Raw genomic sequence first — 19,074 nt, 5'->3', positions numbered from 1 at the left:
TCGTGGTCGTCGTCTCCGACCATCCTGCCGCTCGGTGGGCCGTCGGTCACCCGGGTTGCGCCGGACCGGACCCTGCGGCACGCTCGGCCCGGGCCGCGAGGTGCTCGCGCACGGCGGGGTCGGACGCGAGGTCGGCGGCCCGCCGGAACGCCCCGGCGGCCTCGTCGGCGCGACCGGCGCGCTCCAGCAGGTCGGCCCGGGCCGCCCACCAAGGCTGGAAACCGGACGCCTCGCCGGGCAGCGCGGCGAGCCCCGCCTCCGGTCCGTCGAGGCGACCGACGACGACCGCGCGCGCCACCTCCGCGCCGAGGCTCGGCGCCGTCGCGAGCAGCGCGTCGTAGAGGGTGCGCAGCGCAGCCCAGTCGGTCGTACCGGTCCGGCGGGCGCAGTGCACGGACTGGATCGCCGCCTCGAGCTCGAAGCGGCCCGGCGTGGCGAGCCGTCCTCGCTCGCGGGCGGCGCGGCGCAGGTACGCGTCGCCCTCGTCGATCGAGGCGGCGTCCCACGTCGATGGGTCCTGCTCGTCGAGCGGCACGAACCCGGCGGCATCCGGCCCGCGCCGCGCGAGCGCGAGGGTGGTCAGCGCGGCGAGCGCCCACGCCTCGGGCTCGTGCTCGAGCAGCCCGGCGAGCACCACGGCGAGGTACTGCGCCTCGCCGGCCGGGTCGGCGGCCCCGCCGCGCCAGTCGAGCGCCGCACAGCCGTAGATCGCCTCGAGCACGGGCGGCAGCCGCTCGGGCATCGCGTGTCGGTCGGGCACCGCGAACGGGATGCGCGCCTCGCGGATGCGCCGCTTGGCGCGCACGAGCCGCTGCGCCATCGTGGCGGCCGGCACCGCGAACGCACGCGCGACCTCGGACGCCTCGAAGCCGAGCACCGCCTGCAGCATCAGCGGCGTGCGCACCGACGCGTCGATCGCGGGGTGGGCGCATGTGAAGAGCAGCTCGAGCCGACGGTCCGGGATGCGGTCGGGGTCGACGTCCGCGAGCGGGTCGTGCCCGAGGGACGGCGCCCGCGCGGGGGCATCGGATGCCGGCGCCGCGGCCGCGGCATCCGTCGGCCCGGGGGCGTCGTCCGTCGGCAGCGGGACGGTGCGACGGCGGGCGGCGGACTTCCACTCGTCGCGTTCGCGGTTCCTGGCCACGGTGAGCAACCATCCGTCGGGGTTGTCGGGCACGCCGGACTCCGGCCAGGTGCGCAGCGCGCGCTCGAAGGCGTCCGCGAGCGCGTCCTCGGCGAGCGCGAGGTCGCCGGTCGATGCCGCGAGCAGCGCGACGAGCCGACCGTACGACTCGCGCGCCGCCCGCGCCGCCGCGGTGCATGCCGCGGCGGCGTGCGCGTCCCGATCCGGGGCGGTCAGTCGTTCGGCGTCCACGCGCCCGCGACGGTGTACACGGCGCCCGGCCGCACCTCGATCGCGCCCCACGCGAGCGGCGGCGCCTGTCGCGCCCAGTCGATCGCGGCGTCGAGGTCGTCGACGTCGAGCACGAGCGTGCCGCCGAGCTGGTCCTTCGTGTCGGCGAACGGGCCGTCCTGAACCTGCAGTGCGCCGTCCTCGAGGCGCAGCGTGGTCGTGTTCGTCGACGGCTGGAGCACCTCGGCGGACACGAGCACGCCCGCGCCCTCCAGCGTCTCGGTGTAGCTCGCGAAGGCGCGCTGCGCCTCCTCGATCATCGCGGGGTCGAGTTCGTCGGCCACCTCGGGGTAGTGCATCAGCAGGGTGTAGCGCATGGCGGTCTCCCTCCGACCATCAGCGGTCACTGTACCGGGCCGATCCGGCCCGTCGACATGATGACGATCGCGCCCGCCCCCGATCGACACCCCCTTCGCTCTTCTCAGGAGGCGAGGCGCGAATCGCCCCGTTTCTCAGGAGGACGCGCCGCGGAGCGCAGCGACGCTCGGCGTGTCCTCCTGAGAAACGCATCAGGCGTGCGACGGATGCCGCGGCGGGCACCGCACGTACGATCGACGCATGACCGACCCCGCGCGCGAGCCCGCCGAACCCGACGATCGCGACCGGCGCGACGAGCCCGACGATCGCGACGAGCGCGTGCCGCAGCCGTGGTTCGGCGACCAGTACGACGTCGGCGGGCTCGGCATGGGTCGCCTGTTCGCCTGGGGCGCGGTGGTCCTCGGCGCGGGCGCGCTCGCGATCGGGCTGTTCGCCCCGCTCGCGGGCCAGGCGCTGCGCACGGTCTGGATCGCGGGCTTCGGCGCCGCCGCCATGTGGGTCGCCTGGATGGCGCCGTCGCGCTACCGCCGCGCCGGCGTGCGCGTCACGCCCGCCGTCCCGATCGCGATGGTGCTCGGCGGGCTCGCCATCGGCGTCGCGATCTACGCGTTCGTCGTCATCGCCGCGGCGAGCGGCGGGGTCGAGCTGCCGGCTCCCGACTACTGGTTCGCACCGTCGGCGACGGTGACGCCGGGCGTGCCGACCTGAGCCGGAGGCATCCGCCGCCCGTCCGCCGGCGCGCTCACGCGCTCCCGAGCGGGTCGTCGTACCCGTCGATGACGTCGTCGGCGAGGTCGCGCGAGACGACGCCGAAGCGCTCCCACGACGGCTCGGCGAGCGTGCCGCCGACGATGCAGTTGCTCGCGCCGACGTCGACCTGGTCGGCCGGACGATTGCCGTCGTCCACCTCGATGTAGGCGAACCAGAGGCCGTCGGTCCGCTGCAGCACCGTCGCATCGGCGAACGGCGCGTACTCGAGCAGCGCGAAGTCGCCGGGGTAGTAGGCGAAGGTCTGCGCCCGGCACAGGGCGTACGCGTCGAGCGCGGTCAGCGGATGGTCGGCGTCCGGCGCGACCGGCGCGTCGGACGCCGGGGGCATCGCGGTCGGCGACGTCTCGGGCTGCGGGACCGGCGTCGTCGCCGGAGGCACGGAGGTCTCGGGCGTCGCCCGGTCGCCGCCCGGGGCGCATCCGGCGAGGACCGCGGCGAGGCTCGCCGCGGCAAGGAAGACGGCACCCGTGCGGACGGGCCGACCGGTTCCGCGCGTCCGACGGTCGGCGCGACGATCCGCGAGAGGGTTCGGGTCCATGCGGCGAGGCTACCGGGCGCGCACCCGACCGTCGCCGGGACCCGCCACGGAGGACCTCCGCCCGTTGCCGCCGCGATCCTCCCGGAGTAGAACGGCACTATGGTCATCGCGGATCGATGGCAGGAGGGCGCGGCGTACGAACGGTACGTCGGCCGGTGGAGTCGGCTGGCCGCCGAGCAGTTCGTCGACGGGCTCGATGCCGCACGCGGCATCCGCTGGCTCGACGTGGGGTGCGGGACCGGGGTGCTCACCGCCACGATCCTCGAGCGGTGCGCACCGTCGTCGGTGGTCGGCGTCGATCCGTCCGAGGGCTTCCTCGCGACCGCGCGCGAGCGGCCGGGCATCGCCGGGCGGGACGACGTGCGATTCGCCTCCGGCGACGCGGAGCACCTGCCGGTCGGGGACGACGAGGTGGACGCCGTCGTGTCGGGCCTCGTGCTCAACTTCGTCCCGGATCCTGCGGCGGCCCTCGCCGAGTTCGCCCGCGTGGGCGCCCCCGGTGCGATCATCGCGGCGTACGTCTGGGACTACGCCGACGGGATGCGGCTCCTCCGGATGTTCTGGGCGGCCGCGAGCGCGTGCGACCCCGACGCGGTCGACCTCGACGAGGGCCGCCGCTTCCGCCTGTGCCGGCCCGAGCCGCTGCGTGCGCTCTGGACCGGGACCGGTGGCATGGACGCGGCATCCGTCGACGTCCGGCCGATCGACGTCGACACGGCCTTCACCGACTTCGACGACCTCTGGTCGCCGTTCCTGGGCGGTCAGGGACCGGCGCCCTCGTACCTCGCCTCGTTGACGGACGCCGCGCGCGGAGCGATCCGCGATCGGCTGCGCGACATGGTCTCGCCGTACGTGCACGAGGACGGCTCGATCACGCTCGGCGCGCGTGCGTGGGCGGTCAGCGGCCGGCTGGGCTGATCGGCGCGGTCGTCAGGTCCAGAAGCCGTCGTGGACGGCGGCCGCCTCGGGCAGGTCCGCAGGACCGTCGACCGTGACCACGCGCCCGCCGCGTGCGAAGACCTCGCGCGACGGCAGGCTCAGCGTCGGCACGCCCTCCTGCTCGGCGACGAGCTCGCGGAGCGCCGCCTCGGACAGCGCGAAGACGACCCGCGGGATGCCGCTCCAGTAGATGGCGCCCGAGCACATCGCGCACGGCTCGGTGCTCGTGTACAGCGTCGCGGCGGCGAGCGCCTCGTCGTCGAGCACCGTCGCGGCCTCGCGAACGACGTTGGTCTCGGCGTGCCCGGTCGGGTCCCGCCGCGTGACGACGGTGTTCATGCCCTCGACGACGCGGCCGTCGGCCGCGACCACGATGGAGCCGAAGGGATGGTCGCCGCGCTCGCGCGCCCGTCGCGCGAGTTCGATGCAGCGCCTGAGATGCGCGAGGTCGTCGCCGTCGATCGTCGTCGCGTCGCCCATGCGGTGCCCCCTTCGTCGGCGGATGCCGCTGCGCTCCATTCTGGCGGCACCCGCGACGGCGCGGGGCGACGGGCCCGGTTCAGCCCGCGCCGGCCGGGCGACGCGCCGCGACGAGCGCCAGGCCGCCGAGGATGAAGAACGCGATCGCGATCAGCCCCGAGGTGACCGCCGGACCGGCGTGGTCGATGAACATGAAGGCCGCCGGTTCACCCGTGACCGCCGTCGACAGCCAGTAGCCGAGGGACTGCACGGCCGAGAGCACCCCCAACCCCATCAGCACGATCGCCGCAGCGACCCACCAGTTGCGTCCACGTCGTGTCGACATCGTCGCCACCCCCACCGTCGAGAACGCGGCCAGTATATCGCCTAGCGATACATCGCGCCATGATCGATTGTTCGAGGGCTGTGGATGACGCGCCGGCTGCCGCGCCTGATCTTCTACCTTTGACCGCATGCCCCGCCCCGTCCGTCGGCTCACCGCGCTCGCGCTCACCGCCACCGCGCTGCTGGGGCTGGCCGCATGCGCTCCGGACGAGGAGGCACCGACGGCGCCTCCGACGACGGATGCCACGTCGGCAGCGGTCTTCGCGAGCGACGAGGAGGCGCTGGCAGCGGCAGTCGAGGCGTATGAGGCCTACCTCGCCGTGAGCGCCAGCATCAGCGCGTCTGGCGAAGGATTTGATCGCCTGGCAGCCGTTACGAGCCGCGAATACGGTGAGACACGTACTCAGGAGCTGGAGACATTCGCCGATGCGGGGTTGAGACTCTCGGGCAGCTATCGCCTCGACACGACGTCGCTCATCTCAAGGTCCCGTCTCGGGGCCTCTGAACTCGTGTTGATTTATGCATGCCAAGACGTCTCGCTCACTCGGATCGTCAATGCCGACGGAGTGGACGTCACACCAGTGGGCCGAGATGAGCGGGCTCCAATGACAGTTGAACTGCAACTGACGGCCGACGGCGGCGTAGTTGCCGGGAGCGAACTTTGGTCTGGCGAGAACTTCTGCTGAGCGTAGCTGTGGGCCTTTCCACAGCCACGCCGAGCTCGACGCCGACCTGCACGGAGGAACTCCTTGCGGCCGGCGTCTGCGGAGTTTCAGGCGACGTCTACGACAGCGAAGCGACACTCGAAGGCCAATATGAGTCGGTAGCGAATCCCTCCGGCCCCAATGATCGCAGCGACAACGAGCCCGCGAAGTCGGAGATCAGCACCGATGCATCGACCGATCCGCCTGCGCCCCCACCCCCGCCCGACATCTGCACGCCCGAGAACCCCGAGCCGTGCTCCTTCGAGGGCGGCGAGCCCGATGATCCACCGACCGGCGAGCCGACCGTCACCCTGCGCGATATCGCGTCGTTCCGGCCGACTGCACCAGCCGGCGCGATGGAACCGGAGGGCTGGGCCGTCGTCGGCCTGCCGGCGAACTTCATCGGGGCGGCATCCGTCGAGACGCGGTCGGGCACGTTGCTCGGCCGCCCGGCCGAGGTGCGCTTCCACCCGGTCGGCTACCGCTGGACGCACTCCGACGGCACCGTCGTGGCGACCTCGGATCCCGGCGCCCCGTGGGGCGATCTGGGTCTCGCCGAGTTCTCGCCGACGCCGACGAGTCACGTGTTCGGGACCTCGGGCGTCCACCCGGTCGAGCCGTCCGTCGTGTACGCGGCGGAGTACCGCTTCGACGGGTCTGCCTGGCGCTGGATCGACGGGACCCTGACGATCGCGGCACCGGGCGTGACCGTGCTCGTCGGCGAGTTCGACACGGTGCTCGTCACGGGCGACTGCACGGTCGCGCCACGCGGCCCCGGCTGCTGACGCGTTCCGCTACTCGCCGGAGCCGACCCGGTCGAACGCCGCGAGCAGGCGCGGCACCGCGCCGCCCAGGTTCCACTCCCCCGCGAGGTCCTCGAGGGTCTCGCGACGCGCACCCGTGACGGGGGCGAGGCGGGCACCGAGCTCTTCCGCCGACGGCAGGTCGAGGTCGCGCACCACGTTCACCACGGTCGGCGCGACCGCGAGGTAGTCGTGCGCGCCCGTGAGCTTCGCGCGCATCGAGGCCGACATCGTCGCGGGCGCCGCCTCCGCGGCATCCGCGTCGCCCGACGCCACGGCGAGCATCGCGTCGAGCGAGCCGAAGTCGCCGAGCAGGCCGGCCGCGGTCTTCTCGCCGATGCCGGCGACGCCGGGCAGCCCGTCGGACGAGTCGCCGCGCAACGTCGCGAAGTCGGCGTACTGCGACGCCTCGATGCCGTACTTCGCGACGACCCACTCGTTCGTCACGAGCTCGAGCCGGTTCATGCCCCGCGCCGTGTAGATCACGCGGACGCCGCGGTCGTCGTCGACGAGCTGGAACAGGTCGCGATCGCCCGAGACCACGTCGACCGGCATCGTCGCCGTGGTCGCGAGCGTGCCGATGACGTCGTCGGCCTCGTGCGCCGCGACGCCGACGATCGGGATGCCGGCGAGGCCGAGCGTCTCGCGGATCATCGGGATCTGCGCCTCGAGCGGGTCGGGCACCTCCTCGACGTCCGGTCCGGCGGGCACGACCGTCTCGACGCGGTGCGCCTTGTAGCTCGGGATGAGCTCGACGCGCCAATGCGGGCGCCAGTCGTCGTCCCAGCAGGCGACGAGGTGCTTGGGCTCGAACTCGGTGACGAGCCGGGCGATCATGTCGAGCAGCCCGCGCACCGCGTTCACGGGCGTGCCGTCGGCCCGCTTCAGCGAGTCGGGCACGCCGTAGAACGCGCGGAAGTAGAGCGACGCGGTGTCGAGCAGCATGAGTCGATCGGCCATGCGCCGATCCTCCCACCTCGCGCCGACGCCCGGCGCGCGCTCTCGCGCTCGCGCGAGCACGACGGCCGTCCGAGCTAGTCACAGCGAACCCACAGGAACCGGGCGCATCCTGCGGAACACATACCGCCCCTCGCCGGTTCTTCCTGTTGGACGCAGAGGTAACCGGCCCAGCCGGTGTCACTGATCCACGGGCGGCACAGCCGGTGCCGCCGGAGAAGGAGCAACCGTGTCACACGACTATCGCAGGACTCCCGAGGCGGTCGACCGCCTCTCCCCCTTGCAGCGCAAGGTCACCCAGGACGACGCGACGGAGCCCGCGTTCCGCAACGAGTACTGGAACCACCACGAGCCGGGCCTCTACGTCGACGTCGTCTCCGGACAGCCCCTGTTCGCGAGCGTGCACAAGTACGACAGCCGTTCCGGCTGGCCGAGCTTCACCCGCCCGATCGACCAGACGGCCGTCGTCGAGCACGTCGACCGCTCGTTCTTCATGAAGCGCGTCGAGGTCCGCTCGGCGGGCGCCGACAGCCACCTCGGCCACGTCTTCGACGACGGCCCGACGGATGCCGGCGGCCTGCGCTACTGCATCAACTCCGCCGCGCTGCGCTTCGTGCACCTCGACGAGCTCGAGGCCGAGGGCTACGGCGAGTTCCGCCACCTGTTCGAGACCACGGATGCCGCAGCATCCCGCACCACCGAGGAGACCGCATGACCACGCCCGGCGCCATCACCACCGTTCCCGGAGCCGAGACCGCCGTCCTGGCGGGCGGATGCTTCTGGGGCATGGAGGACCTCGTCCGCAAGCTGCCCGGCGTGCTCGACACGCGCGTCGGCTACTCCGGCGGCGACGTCGAGAACGCCACCTACCGCAACCACGGCTCGCACGCCGAGGCGCTCGAGGTCGTGTTCGACCCGGCGAAGCTGAGCTACCGCGAGCTGCTGGAGTTCTTCTTCCAGATCCACGACCCGAGCACGAGGAACCGCCAGGGCAACGACGTCGGCACGAGCTACCGCTCGGCGATCTTCCCGACGAGCGACGCCCAGTACGACACGGCGATCGACACCATCGCCGACGTCGACGCCTCCGGCATCTGGCCGGGGCCGGTCACGACGGAGGTCGCGCCGGCCGGGAAGTTCTGGGAGGCCGAGCCCGAGCACCAGGACTACCTGGAGCGCATCCCGTGGGGCTACACCTGCCACTTCGTGCGGCCCGGATGGCGCCTGCCGAAGCGCGATGAGGCCGGCACCGAGTCGGCCGCCGCGAGCTGAGCGGGGGAACCGGGGCCCGCGACCGCACGGTCGCGGGCCCCGCGCCGTCGGGCCCCGCGCCGTCGGGCACGCGCGAGAGGCGCCCGCTAGCGTGAACCCCATGCGGTTCTCCGATCGGTTCCGTGCCACGCGGCGGGCGCCGATCCTGCAGGTGCTGAAATCCGCGGTCGCGACCGTCGCGGCCTGGCTCATCGCCGGGTGGCTGATACCGGGCCCGCTCCCGGTGTTCGCGGCGATCGCCGCGCTGCTCGTGGTGCAGCCGAGCGTCAACCAGTCGCTCGGCAAGGCGCTCGAGCGCAGCGTCGGGGTGATCGCGGGCGTCGTCATCGCCTCACTGCTCGGGCTCGTCTTCGGTCCGAACTCGTGGGTGATCCTCGCGGCGATCCTCGTGGCGCTGCTCGCCGCGTGGGCCGGGCGGATGACGGCGGGCACCTCGAACCAGGTGGCGATCAGCGCGATGCTCGTGCTCGCACTGGGCGGCACGTCGCCCGAGTACGCCCTCGACCGCGTGATCGAGACGCTCATCGGCGCGATCATCGGCATCGTCGTCAACGCCGTCATCGTGCCGCCGGTCCTCGCCGGTCCCGCCCGCGAGCAGCTCGCACGGCTCGGCAGCGAGCTCGCGGCATCCGTGGATCGCCTCGGGGAGGCGCTCCTCGCGCCGCAGCGCTCCGCCGGCCTCACGGAGCTGATGCTCGAGGTCCGGCTCATGCGGCCGATGCGGGATGCCGCCGGTGCGGCGATCACGGACGCCGAGGAGTCGCTGACCCTCAACCCGCGCCGGTCGGCCCACCGCGCCGACATCGCCGAGCAGCGACGCCTGCTGGCACGCCTCAGTCCGATCGTGACCCAGGTGGGCGGGATGACGCGGGCGTTCGTCGATCACTACGACGACGGCCTCGCGACCGAGCCGACGGTGCGGGCGATCGCCGAGCAGCTGCACCGGGTCGCGCACGACATCAGGCTCGCGGTGCACCTCGCCGACGTCGATCCGGAGCCGTTGACGTCCGCCATCCCCGCGCTCACGGCGCCGCTGCAGATCCTGCCGCCGAAGTCCGACCACTGGATCCTGATCGGCTCGCTCATGGAGGACCTGCGCCGCATCCGCGAGGAGCTCGTCGAGGAGGACGTCGACACCGGCCCGCCCTCCTGACACGTCCGCCCACCCACGCTCGCGCGATGCCCTCCGGTCCGCCCCGTGTCAAGGTCTGGGGCAGGCTCTGCCGACTCGCCTACGCTCGCGGGGTCGGAGCGCCGCGGACGCGGTGCGGGAAGGACCACGATCACCGCGACCACCGAGACCCCCACGCCGGAGCGCATCCGAAGCGCACTCCGCCGCACGCCCGCGTGGCTGTACGCCGCGATCGGCGGCGCCGCCACGGTCGCGATGGCCGTCGTGGTCACCCAGCCCTGGGTCGTGCCGACCGACCTCGTGCGCGACGGACAGGTCGTCGCCGCCGCACGGGGCGCGGCCAGCCCGGCGTTCGGCCTCGTCTCGAACCTGGGGATCGTGGTCACGGTGCTCGCCGCCGGCGCGGCGATCACGGCCCTCGCCCTCCTGCCCCGCGGCGCCGACGCGCGTCGACTGCTCGCGTGGTGCCTGGGGCTGAGCCTCGTGGTTGCGCTCGACGACCTCCTGCTGCTCCACGAGACGGCGGCGTTCGGACCGGGATCCGGCACCGTGCTCGCCGCCCTCTACGCCGCCGCCTTCCTCGCGTTCACGATCCGGTTCCGAGACATCGTCGTCGACCGCCTCGACCCGGCCCTGCTCGTCCTCATGTTCGCGGGCCTCGGCACCTCGGCCATCGTCGACGTGCTCGTCGAGCCGGCGACGCGCGCCTCGGTGCTCGTCGAGGACGGCGCGAAGCTGCTCGGCCTCCTCGCATGGTCGGCGTTCGTCGCCCGCGCGGCGATCCTCACCCTCCGCGCCGAGCGCCTCCGCGAGCGCAACCGCGACCGCGACCGCGACCGACGCTGAGACCTGACCCCTCGGGGCCGGACACGACGAACCTGATGCGTCCGGGCCCGACGCGTCGGGGCTTCTCCGCGCTGCCGCGCGGGCCGAGCAGCCCTGCACCGGGCGCAGCATTTCGCTGCAATCCACAGTTCCCTGACTGAACCGGGTGGAAAGGTATCCGCCGGATACCTTTCCACCATGTCCATCACGCGAACCGCATCCGGGGCCGAGCCGGCCAACGGCAGCAGCGGCCGTGGCGACCCGCGCTGCCGACACGACGGGCACTGCCGACGCGACCGGCACTGCCAACGCGACCGGCACTGCCGACCCGACCGACACTGCCGGCACTGCCGACGGCCACGCACCGCGCGCCGATCGATCGGCATGGGCCCGTGACCGAACTCACGACGGTCAAGGTGGACCGCGACACGCATCGATTGGTCGGCGACCTCGCACACCTGCTGGGGCGCAGCCGCCGGGCGGTGGTGCGCGATGCGGTGAACGCCTTCGCGGCGTGGCGCGAAGCGCTACTGGAGGACGGGCTCGACGGCTCCGCGCAGCGCATCGTGGTCGCGGGAGCACGCCACGCGGCCCGCGCGGCCGGCGCGACCCACCCGGACGGACCGCTGGCGGGGAGCCGACATCGGATCGGCGCCGCGAGGGACTCGGAGGCCGTGGATGAGCGGCTCACCATGCCGGAGCGGTTCGAGCGGCACCATGCGGCCATCGAGCGCGACTTCGCCGAGCTCGGGGCCCGGCATCCACGACTCGTCGATCCACGGCGCGTCGGCCACCCGGCCGAGTCGGTCGTCATCGCCGTCGACTTCGTCGATCCGGATCGGCCGACGCGCGGGCGCCTGGTGCTCGCGGCGCTGGAACGGTTGGGCGTGGCGCCGATCATCGTCGCCAGATCGGAGGTGCGGTAGGGCTCAGGAGAGGAGGTCGCGGACGGCCTCGCCCCACTCGAACCCGCACTCACGGCAGTCGAAGATCGGGGCCTCGGCGGCGAATCCGGAGGCGGCGGCATCCGCCTCGACGGCGAGGTCGAGGGGGCCGTACACGATGGCGCGCACCGCGGTGGAGCCGCAGCGCAGGCAGGGCTCGTCGAGCACGTCGGGCTCGAGCGTCGGGGGCATCGGGTTCCTCATGGCCGAAACGGTACGTGCGCCCGCCGACATCCGCCGCACGTCCGCCGCGCGTCGCCTGCGCGGTGGACGAACGGTCCGGCCCTCGACACGACGGCGATCGGCCGGCGGCATCCGTGCTGGCTAGGGTCGAGGCGGAAAGGGGCGCACCATGGGCCAGCGCGCGAGCGTCAGCGGATTCGACTTCTTCACGGCGGGCGAGCTGCCCGCGCCGGCGCTGCCGGCCGACGAGGTCGTGCGGCTCGTCCGCGAGCACTGGGGGATCGACGTCGACCTCGAGCCGCTCGGCAGCCAGCAGGACCAGAACTTCCTCGCCCGCACCCCGGACGGCGACCCCGTCGGCGTCGTCAAGATCACGAACCCCGCCTTCACGGCCGACGAGGTCGACGCGCAGGACCACGCTGCCTCCCTCATCGCCGCGGCGTGGCCCGACCTCCGCATCGCGACGACCGGTCGAGGGGCGGACGGCACGCCGCGCGCCGTGGTCGCCGCCACCGGCGAGGGCCCGCTGATGCTGCGCCTGCTCGAGTTCCTGCCCGGCGGCACCTTGCACGGCCCCGGTCACCTCTCCCCCGCTGTCGTCGCCCGGATGGGCGACCTCGCCGGCCGCGCGAGCGTCGCCCTCGCCGACCTCGACCACGTCGGGCTCGACCGCGTGCTGCAGTGGGACCTCCGCCACGCCCACCGCGTCGTCGACCTGCTGGCGCCGTTCCACCCCGACGCGACCAAGCGGGCGCTCGTCGAGGACGCCGCGGCCCGCGCCTGGGCCGACCTCGACGCCATCGCGGACGAGCTGCCGCAGCAGGCCGTGCACCTCGACCTCACCGACGACAACGTCGTGTGCCGCGTCGACCGCGGCATCCGCACGCCCGACGGCATGATCGACTTCGGCGACGTGACCCGCACCTGGGCCGTCGCCGAGCTCGCGATCACGATCTCGTCGGTGCTCCACCACGCCGGCGCCGACCCCGTCTCGGTGCTGCCCGCAGTGCGGGCCTTCCACGCGCTCCGGCCGCTCTCGACCGCGGAGATCCGCGCGCTCTGGCCGCTCGTCGTGCTGCGCGGCGCCGTGCTCGTCGTCAGCGGCGAGCACCAGGTGCAGATCGACGGCGGTGCGAACGACTACGCCGCCTCCGGCGTCGAGCGCGAGTGGCGCATCTTCGAGCAGGCGACCTCGGTCCCGACGGCCGTGATGACCGCCGTGCTCGCCGAGGCGCTCGGCGTCGCTCCGGCGGAGGTCGGCGCCGGGGCTCCGCACGCCACGACCACCCGCCTCGCCGCCGAACCGGCCATCGGGCCCGATCGGGCCGTGCGCCTCGACGTCTCGATCACGTCCGACGCCGTCGACGCCGGCGCGTGGCTCGACCCCGACCTCGAGGAGCGACTCGCCGCAGCGGCGCTCGACGGCGGCGCCGCGGTGGCGTGGCTCGAGCGGGCGACCCCGCGCCTCACGGCGAGCCGCCCGCTCGCGGCCGAACCCGCGGCGACCGTGCCGACCGGCATCGACGCCTGGTTCGCGACGACGACGCACCTCTCCGCCGACGGCGACGCGCGGCTCGTCGTCGAGGGCGCGGACGGCGTGACGATCCTCGACGGCACCGTGCCCGCGCGCACACGCGCGCGCATCCGCCTCGAGGCCGGCGACGGCCCCCACGTGCCGCACCTGGTGCGTCCGGGATTCGCGACCGGATGGCTCGCGCTCACCGAGGACCCGGCCCGCGCCCTCGGCCTGACGGGCGACGATGCCGACACCGCCGACCGCACCACCGCGGAGCGCGACGCCGCCGACCTCGTCGCCCGCCGCGACCGCACCTACGCCGAGGTCCAGGAGCACTACTACGAGGCCCCGCCGCGCATCGAGCGCGGCTGGCGCGAGCACCTCGTCGGCACCGACGGGCGCGTCTACCTCGACATGGTCAACAACGTGACGCCGCTCGGCCACGGGCACCCGGGGCTCGCCGCCGCCGTCGCGCAGCAGCTGCGCACGCTCAACACCAACTCGCGCTTCAACTACGGCGCGGTCGTCGAGTTCGCCGAGCGGCTCGCAGGCGTGGCGCCCGACCCGCTCGACACCGTGTTCCTCGTGAACTCGGGCTCCGAGGCGACCGACCTCGCCATCCGCGTCGCGCTCGCCGCGACCGGGCGACGAGACGTCGTGTCGGTCCTCGAGGCGTACCACGGCTGGACGTACGCCTCCGACGCCGTGAGCACGTCGACGGCCGACAACCCGAACGCGCTCGCGAGCCGGCCCGACTGGGTGCATCCGGTCGACGCTCCCAACCCGTTCCGCGGCCGCCACCGCGGCGCGGACGCCGCACGGTACGCCCCCGAGGCGGCCGAACGCATCCGCGAGCTCGCGGCATCCGGTCGCCCGCCGGCGGCCTTCATCGCCGAGACGTTCTACGGCAACGCCGGCGGCATCCCCCTGCCCGACGACTACCTCGCCGAGGTGTACGCGGCCGTGCGCGAGGCCGGCGGCCTCGCGATCGCCGACGAGGTGCAGGCCGGGTACGGCCGCCTCGGCAACTGGTTCTGGGGCTTCGAGCAGCAGGGCGTCGTTCCCGACGTCATCGCGGTCGCGAAGGCCGCGGGCAACGGCTACCCGCTCGGGGCGGTCATCACGACCCGCGAGATCGCGGCGCGGTTCCGCACCCAGGGCTACTTCTTCTCATCGACCGGCGGCAGCCCGGCGTCGAGCGTCGCGGGCCTCACCGTGCTCGACGCGTTCCGCGACGAGGGCCTGCAGCGCAACGCGGCCGAGACGGGCGCGCACCTGAAGGGCCGGCTCGAGGCGCTCGCCGAGCGGCACCCGCTCATCGGCGCCGTCCACGGGCTCGGGCTCTACCTCGGCGTCGAGTTCGTGCGCGACCGCGCCACGCTCGAGCCTGCGACCGAGGAGACCGCGGCGATCTGCGACCGCCTGCTCGAGCTCGGCGTGATCATGCAGCCGACCGGCGACCACCAGAACGTGCTCAAGGTGAAGCCGCCCCTCGTGGTCGCGCGGGAGAGCGCCGACTTCTTCGTCGCGATGCTGGATCGGGTGCTCTCCGAGGGCTGGTGACGGGCCCCTCGAGCCCCCTCCGACTGCACATGTGCAGGGCGTCCGGAAGCCCTTGACACCCGTTCCGCCCGGGCGCACGCTCCGCATATGACCACCTTCGGCATCGAGGAGGAGTTCTTCTTCCTCGACCCGGTGACGATGCTCCCGACGGATGTCGCGGACGACGTCCACCGTCGGCTCGCCGCCGACCCGCGCTGGGAGGGGCTCGCGCAGCGCGAGTTCCTCGCCTCGCAGGTCGAGTTCGCCACGCCCGTCTTCGAGGACCTGGGCGATGCCGGCGCCGCGCTCATCGCGTTCCGGCGCGAGGTCGACGCCGAGGCGGCGCGGCGGGCGCTCAGCGTCGCGAGCGTCGGCACGACGCCGGACGCGCCGCACTTCCCGTCGATCACCGACACCGACCGGTACCACCGCGTCGTGCGCGACATGGCCGGCGTCATCGCCGACCACCAGATGAGCGGCCTGCACGTGCACGTCGGTGTCCCGAGCCGCGAGCACGGAGTGGCCGCGCTCAACGCGGTGCGCCCATGGCTGCCGCTGCTCACCGCCATGACCGGCAACTCGCCGCTCTGGCGGCGGCACGTGACCGGGTACGAGAGCTGGCGGACCGTGCAGCTGCGACGATGGACGACGTCGGGCTGCCCGCCCCGGTTCACCGGCGCCGACGACTACGACCGTCGCATCCACGCCATGCTCGGCATGGGCGGCCTCACCGACCTCGCACTCATCGCGTGGAACGTGCGCCTCTCCGAGCACGTGCCGACGATCGAGTTCCGGATGGCCGACGCGCAGCTCACGGCCGACGACACCCTGCTGACGACGGCGCTGTGCCGGGCCCTCGTCATCAGGGCCGTCGACGAGTTCGACCGATTCGGCGCCGACCTGTGGCGACCCGTCCGGCCCGCCGACGATCCCGACCCCGACCTGCAGCCCGAACTCCTCAGCGCCGCGACGCTGCACGCCGCGCACTCGGGGCTCTCCGACGGCGCGTTCGACCCCGCGACCGGCGTGCTCGTGCCCGCGCACGACCTCATGCGCCGGCTCGAGCGTCACCTCGCCGAACCGCTCGAGCGGACCGGCGACCGCGCGCTCGTGCACGAGCTGATCGGCCGGCTCCAGCGCGACGGCACCGGCGCCGCCCGACAACTCGCCGCGTGGCGCCGGAACGGACTCGCCGGCGTGCGGCGGCTGTTCGCCGCCACGATCACCGCGCATCCGAGCACGGCCGCCTCGACCCGGCGGAGCGACGGGTTGCCCGTCGTCGCCGCGGACCCGGCCGGGCCGATTCCATCGAACGGTTGACGCGCCCGGGGCGGGCCCGACGTACGGTGAGCACCGGACGCCGCCGAGGACGACACCGAGCAGCCGAGGGGACGAGGATGCGACCGACGACCGAGATGCACGCACCGAGCACGGAGGAACGCCGACCCGCCGGCCCGGCCGACGTCGTCCGGCAGGTCGTGGTGCTGGTCACGTCCCTGCTCGCGATCGCGGCCGCGTTCGTCGGGTCCGGCGCCGCCGGCGGCACGCCGATCCAGGAGGCCGCGGGCGGCTGGCTCGACGCCGACTCGACGCTCATCGCCCCCGCCCGTCCGGCGTTCTCGGTCTGGAGCGTCATCTACGCGGGCATGCTCGCCCACGCGATCTGGCAGGCGCTGCCCGCCCAGCGGGCCGCGGAGCGGCAGCGGCGCATCGGGTACGCGGTCGCCGGCTCGCTCGTGCTCAACGCCGTCTGGATCGGCGTGGTGCAGGCCGATCTCCTCGGCTTCAGCCTGCCCGTGATCGTCGCCCTCGTCGCCGTCCTCGCCTGGATCTTCGTCCAGGTCCGACGGATGCCGCCGACGGGCGTCGTCGACGCCGCGCTCACCGACGGGCCGGTCGGCCTGTACCTCGGCTGGGTGATCGTCGCGACGGCGGCCAACGCGACCGCCGTGTTCCAGGCGGCGGGATTCCGCGGGTGGGGGCTGGCCGAGGAGACCTGGGCGGTCATCGTGATCGCCGCCGCGGGCGTCGTGGGCGTGGCGCTCGCCCTCTGGGGCCGCGGCCGCATCGCCCCGATGCTGACGCTCTGCTGGGGCCTCGCCTGGGTCGCCGTCGGACGCCTGGCCGACGAGCCCGCCTCGACGACGACGGGGATCGCGGCGATCGTCGCCGCGGGCGTCGTCGCCGTCGTCACCATCGTCGCGCGGGTGGGGTCCGCGCGTACCGCACGCGCCGAGTCGTCCGCGGGGGGCGGCGAGAGCGCGTGACGGTCCGCTGCGCGGGAGCGCAGCAGGCGGGGTCGGGATGTTTTCGGGTCGTCCCGGCCCCGCCGCACGGCACCATGGAGTCATGGGCGAACGCGTCGAGGACCTGACGATCGACGTCGGCGAGGGGATCGGTGCCGTCCCGGCGGTGCTGCTCCGACCCGATGCCGCGACGGCGACCGTGGTCGTCGCACACGGGGCGGGCGCGGGCAAGGACCATCCGTTCCTGATGGGCTTCTGCCGCGGACTCGCCGAGTTGGGGATCGCGACGCTGCGCTTCGACTTCCCGTACCGTGTGGCCGGCCGCCGGTTCCCGGACCGCCCTCCGGTCGCGATCGCGACGTGGCGCGCGGTGGCGGATGCCGCCCGGGCGCACGCCGCCGACGGCGAGCCCGTGTGGGCGTCGGGCAAGTCGTTCGGCGGCCGCATGGCGTCGATGGCGGTCGCCGAGGGCATGGATGCCGCGGGGCTCGTGTTCCTCGGCTATCCGCTGCATCCGCCCGGCCGTCCGGAGAAGTCGCGCGACGAGCACTTCGCGCGGCTCGGCGGGGTGCCGATGCTCTTCCTGCAGGGGCGCAACGACCCCTTCGCGATCCCGAACGAGCAGCTCGACGCGCTCGTCGCCCGGCTCGCCCCCTCGGCCGTGCTGGACTGGATCGACGGCGCGAACCACTCGTTCGAGGTGAAGGGCGCGAAGCGCCCCGCGGCCGAGATCGGTGCCGGGCTCGCCCCGCGTACGGCGGAGTTCGTGGCCGCGCGGGCGGCCTGAGCGGGCATCGCGGTCCCGCCCGAGCCGGCACGGCCGGGCCGGCGTCAGCGCGACGAGACGTGCGCGACGATGGCGTCGAACGCGTTCAGGTCGAAGGCGTTGAGGTACTCGTCCTTCGACACGGGCTGCGACGACTGCTTCACGATGGCGATGCGACGCCGGGGATCGAGGTGGATCCACTGCCCGTTGATCCCGATGGCCATGAAGGCCTCACGACCGGGCGTGTGGCGCACCCACCACTGCGCCCGATAGCTCCACTCGCCGCGCCGGTGCACGACGTCGTCGGACTCGGGGCCGCGGTCGAACGCCGCGATGTCGCCGCCATCGGCGATCGCCCGGATGACGCCGGGCGGCACGACCTGCTCGCCCGCGAACACGCCGTCGGCGGTCATCATCGCGGCGAACCGGGCGAGGTTCTCGGGCGTCGCGTTCAGGCCGCCGCCGGCGACGAGGGTCGCGTTGCGATCGAGCAGCACGTAGGTCTCGCCGTCGGTGCCGAGCCCAGCCCACAGTCGATCGTGCAGCGTCTCCCGGAAGGACCGGCCCTCGACCCGGTTGGTGATCCAGTTGAGCACGTCCGTCTTCGGCGTCTGGTAGTGGAACGTGCGGCCGTGCGGCTCGGCGTCGTCGCGTTCCAGCGTCACGAGGTAGTCGGGCAGGTTCGGCGGGTACTCGATGCCGGGCACCGGGTCGGTCCAGCCGAGCACGGCGCCGTACCGGCGGATGCCGGACAGGGGGTCGGCGTAGTCCTCGACGAAGTGCATGGAGGTGGTCATGTCGAGCACCTGGCCGACGGTCGCGTCGGCGAAGGCGCTCGATGCCGCGAGCTCCGGCACGTGCGCGGTGACGGGGTCGGTCTCCCGAAGCCGGCCGTCGGCGACGGCGAGCAGCGCGAGGAGCCCGCAGAACGACTTCGTGACCGACATCATCTGGTGCGGCTGGTGCGCGTGCATGCCGTTGGCATAGCGCTCGTGGACCACGCGTCCCTCGTGGAGCACGACGAGGGCGTCGCTGTACGTCTCCCGCAGGTAGTCGCCGAGTCCGACGGTGCCGGCCCCGCTCGGCCGGGGCACGACGACGTCGTCGAGGTCCGCGATCCGACGCTCGAGCGCGACGGGCTCCGCCGCCGATCGGACGGGCGCCGACGGGTACAGCATGCGCATGTGCAGGTAGGCCCAGCGGTTGTACGGCGGGGTGAGCAGCGCCGTCGAGCGCGTCACGCGCCGGTCCGGTGGCGGGGGGAAGCCCTGCATGAGGCCGAGCTCGGCCGCGGTCGCGTACGGATCGACGGTCATCGCCACCTCCCGGGTCCCGTCCAGCCTCGCGGCTCACCGACGCGGGCGCAGGGACCTTGGGCCTCGCGATTCCGGCGCCGACGC

At 73.7% G+C, this 19,074-nt stretch carries 21 protein-coding genes; 13 read left to right on the top strand and 8 right to left on the bottom strand.

All coding sequences use genetic code 11. From position 1 onward, the window contains the following. Positions 1-46: 46 nt before the first annotated feature. Both ABD230_RS10125 and ABD230_RS10120 read right to left on the bottom strand, forming a co-directional pair. Positions 47-1,375, bottom strand: coding sequence for an RNA polymerase sigma factor (locus ABD230_RS10125; protein ID WP_344372677.1), 1,329 nt, complete (start codon positions 1,373-1,375; stop codon positions 47-49). Next, complete coding sequence (locus ABD230_RS10120; RefSeq protein WP_344372674.1) at positions 1,357-1,731, bottom strand: YciI family protein; 375 nt, start codon at positions 1,729-1,731, stop codon at positions 1,357-1,359. Before ABD230_RS10120 ends, ABD230_RS10125 begins: the two co-directional genes overlap by 19 nt. Positions 1,732-1,972: 241 nt before the next feature. Between ABD230_RS10120 and ABD230_RS10115 the strand changes: the two genes are divergently transcribed. Continuing rightward, positions 1,973-2,440, top strand: a complete 468-nt coding sequence (locus ABD230_RS10115; protein ID WP_344372671.1) for a hypothetical protein — start codon at positions 1,973-1,975, stop codon at positions 2,438-2,440. A gap of 34 nt (positions 2,441-2,474) precedes the next feature. On the opposite strand, the gene ABD230_RS10110 is transcribed toward ABD230_RS10115, so the two are convergent. Then, positions 2,475-3,041, bottom strand: coding sequence for a hypothetical protein (locus ABD230_RS10110; protein WP_344372668.1), 567 nt, complete (start codon positions 3,039-3,041; stop codon positions 2,475-2,477). Between the two features lie 99 nt (positions 3,042-3,140). On the opposite strand from ABD230_RS10110, the gene ABD230_RS10105 reads away from it, so the two are divergent. Then, complete coding sequence (locus ABD230_RS10105; protein ID WP_344372665.1) at positions 3,141-3,959, top strand: class I SAM-dependent methyltransferase; 819 nt, start codon at positions 3,141-3,143, stop codon at positions 3,957-3,959. A 12-nt stretch (positions 3,960-3,971) separates the two neighbouring features. Here the strand turns inward: ABD230_RS10105 and ABD230_RS10100 are convergent, their stop codons facing one another. Then, complete coding sequence (locus ABD230_RS10100) at positions 3,972-4,460, bottom strand: nucleoside deaminase (protein ID WP_344372661.1); 489 nt, start codon at positions 4,458-4,460, stop codon at positions 3,972-3,974. Between the two features lie 79 nt (positions 4,461-4,539). Beyond that, positions 4,540-4,785 carry a hypothetical protein gene (locus ABD230_RS10095; RefSeq protein WP_344372657.1) on the bottom strand — a complete coding sequence of 82 codons (246 nt, stop codon included), beginning with the start codon at positions 4,783-4,785 and terminating at the stop codon, positions 4,540-4,542. Positions 4,786-4,912: 127 nt separating this feature from the next. Here ABD230_RS10095 and ABD230_RS10090 point away from each other — a divergent pair, with 127 nt between their 5' ends. Together ABD230_RS10090 and ABD230_RS10085 are read left to right on the top strand one after the other, a co-directional pair. Beyond that, positions 4,913-5,470: a hypothetical protein gene (locus tag ABD230_RS10090; protein ID WP_344372654.1), complete on the top strand. Its 558-nt coding sequence runs from the start codon at positions 4,913-4,915 to the stop codon at positions 5,468-5,470. Beyond that, complete coding sequence (locus ABD230_RS10085) at positions 5,446-6,273, top strand: hypothetical protein (RefSeq protein WP_344372651.1); 828 nt, start codon at positions 5,446-5,448, stop codon at positions 6,271-6,273. Before ABD230_RS10090 ends, ABD230_RS10085 begins: the two co-directional genes overlap by 25 nt. Positions 6,274-6,282: 9 nt before the next feature. Here the strand turns inward: ABD230_RS10085 and ABD230_RS10080 are convergent, their stop codons facing one another. Continuing rightward, positions 6,283-7,251, bottom strand: coding sequence for a 5'-3' exonuclease (locus ABD230_RS10080; protein WP_344372648.1), 969 nt, complete (start codon positions 7,249-7,251; stop codon positions 6,283-6,285). Between the two features lie 226 nt (positions 7,252-7,477). On the opposite strand from ABD230_RS10080, the gene msrB reads away from it, so the two are divergent. The 5 genes from msrB (at position 7,478) to ABD230_RS10055 (ending at position 11,403) form a co-directional block, all read left to right on the top strand. Further along, the gene (gene msrB, locus ABD230_RS10075) at positions 7,478-7,963 is read left to right on the top strand and encodes a peptide-methionine (R)-S-oxide reductase MsrB (RefSeq protein ID WP_344372645.1); all 486 of its coding nucleotides are present in this window, start codon (positions 7,478-7,480) and stop codon (positions 7,961-7,963) included. Next, positions 7,960-8,520 (top strand): peptide-methionine (S)-S-oxide reductase MsrA, encoded by a 561-nt coding sequence (gene msrA, locus ABD230_RS10070; protein ID WP_344372638.1) that lies wholly within the window; start codon positions 7,960-7,962, stop codon positions 8,518-8,520. Before msrB ends, msrA begins: the two co-directional genes overlap by 4 nt. Before the next feature lie 100 nt (positions 8,521-8,620). Further along, positions 8,621-9,673: an FUSC family protein gene (locus ABD230_RS10065; protein ID WP_344372636.1), complete on the top strand. Its 1,053-nt coding sequence runs from the start codon at positions 8,621-8,623 to the stop codon at positions 9,671-9,673. A gap of 45 nt (positions 9,674-9,718) precedes the next feature. Continuing rightward, positions 9,719-10,498 carry a hypothetical protein gene (locus ABD230_RS10060; protein ID WP_344372633.1) on the top strand — a complete coding sequence of 260 codons (780 nt, stop codon included), beginning with the start codon at positions 9,719-9,721 and terminating at the stop codon, positions 10,496-10,498. Between the two features lie 371 nt (positions 10,499-10,869). Next, complete coding sequence (locus tag ABD230_RS10055; RefSeq protein WP_344372630.1) at positions 10,870-11,403, top strand: hypothetical protein; 534 nt, start codon at positions 10,870-10,872, stop codon at positions 11,401-11,403. Positions 11,404-11,406: 3 nt separating this feature from the next. Here the strand turns inward: ABD230_RS10055 and ABD230_RS10050 are convergent, their stop codons facing one another. After that, entirely contained in the window at positions 11,407-11,625 is a 219-nt protein-coding gene (locus tag ABD230_RS10050) for a hypothetical protein (protein WP_344372627.1), read from the bottom strand. A 148-nt stretch (positions 11,626-11,773) separates the two neighbouring features. On the opposite strand from ABD230_RS10050, the gene ABD230_RS10045 reads away from it, so the two are divergent. From ABD230_RS10045 to ABD230_RS10030, 4 genes are all read left to right on the top strand, one after another. After that, a complete protein-coding gene (locus tag ABD230_RS10045) occupies positions 11,774-14,683 on the top strand; it encodes an aminotransferase class III-fold pyridoxal phosphate-dependent enzyme (RefSeq protein WP_344372624.1) in 2,910 nt (969 codons plus the stop codon). A gap of 87 nt (positions 14,684-14,770) precedes the next feature. Continuing rightward, entirely contained in the window at positions 14,771-15,982 is a 1,212-nt protein-coding gene (locus ABD230_RS10040; protein WP_344372621.1) for a carboxylate-amine ligase, read from the top strand. Between the two features lie 77 nt (positions 15,983-16,059). After that, positions 16,060-16,929 carry a tryptophan-rich sensory protein gene (locus ABD230_RS10035; RefSeq protein ID WP_344372617.1) on the top strand — a complete coding sequence of 290 codons (870 nt, stop codon included), beginning with the start codon at positions 16,060-16,062 and terminating at the stop codon, positions 16,927-16,929. Between the two features lie 82 nt (positions 16,930-17,011). Then, a complete protein-coding gene (locus ABD230_RS10030) occupies positions 17,012-17,695 on the top strand; it encodes an alpha/beta hydrolase family protein (RefSeq protein WP_344372614.1) in 684 nt (227 codons plus the stop codon). Positions 17,696-17,739: 44 nt separating this feature from the next. On the opposite strand, the gene ABD230_RS10025 is transcribed toward ABD230_RS10030, so the two are convergent. Further along, complete coding sequence (locus ABD230_RS10025) at positions 17,740-18,990, bottom strand: serine hydrolase domain-containing protein (protein WP_344372611.1); 1,251 nt, start codon at positions 18,988-18,990, stop codon at positions 17,740-17,742. Positions 18,991-19,074 lie beyond the last annotated feature (84 nt).

It is taken from the genome of Agromyces tropicus (genome assembly GCF_039531345.1).
GTDB classification, from domain to species: Bacteria; Actinomycetota; Actinomycetes; order Actinomycetales; family Microbacteriaceae; genus Agromyces; species Agromyces tropicus.
The sequence above is the reverse complement of the archived record's forward strand: the minus strand, read 5'-3'. Positions and strand labels throughout refer to the sequence as shown.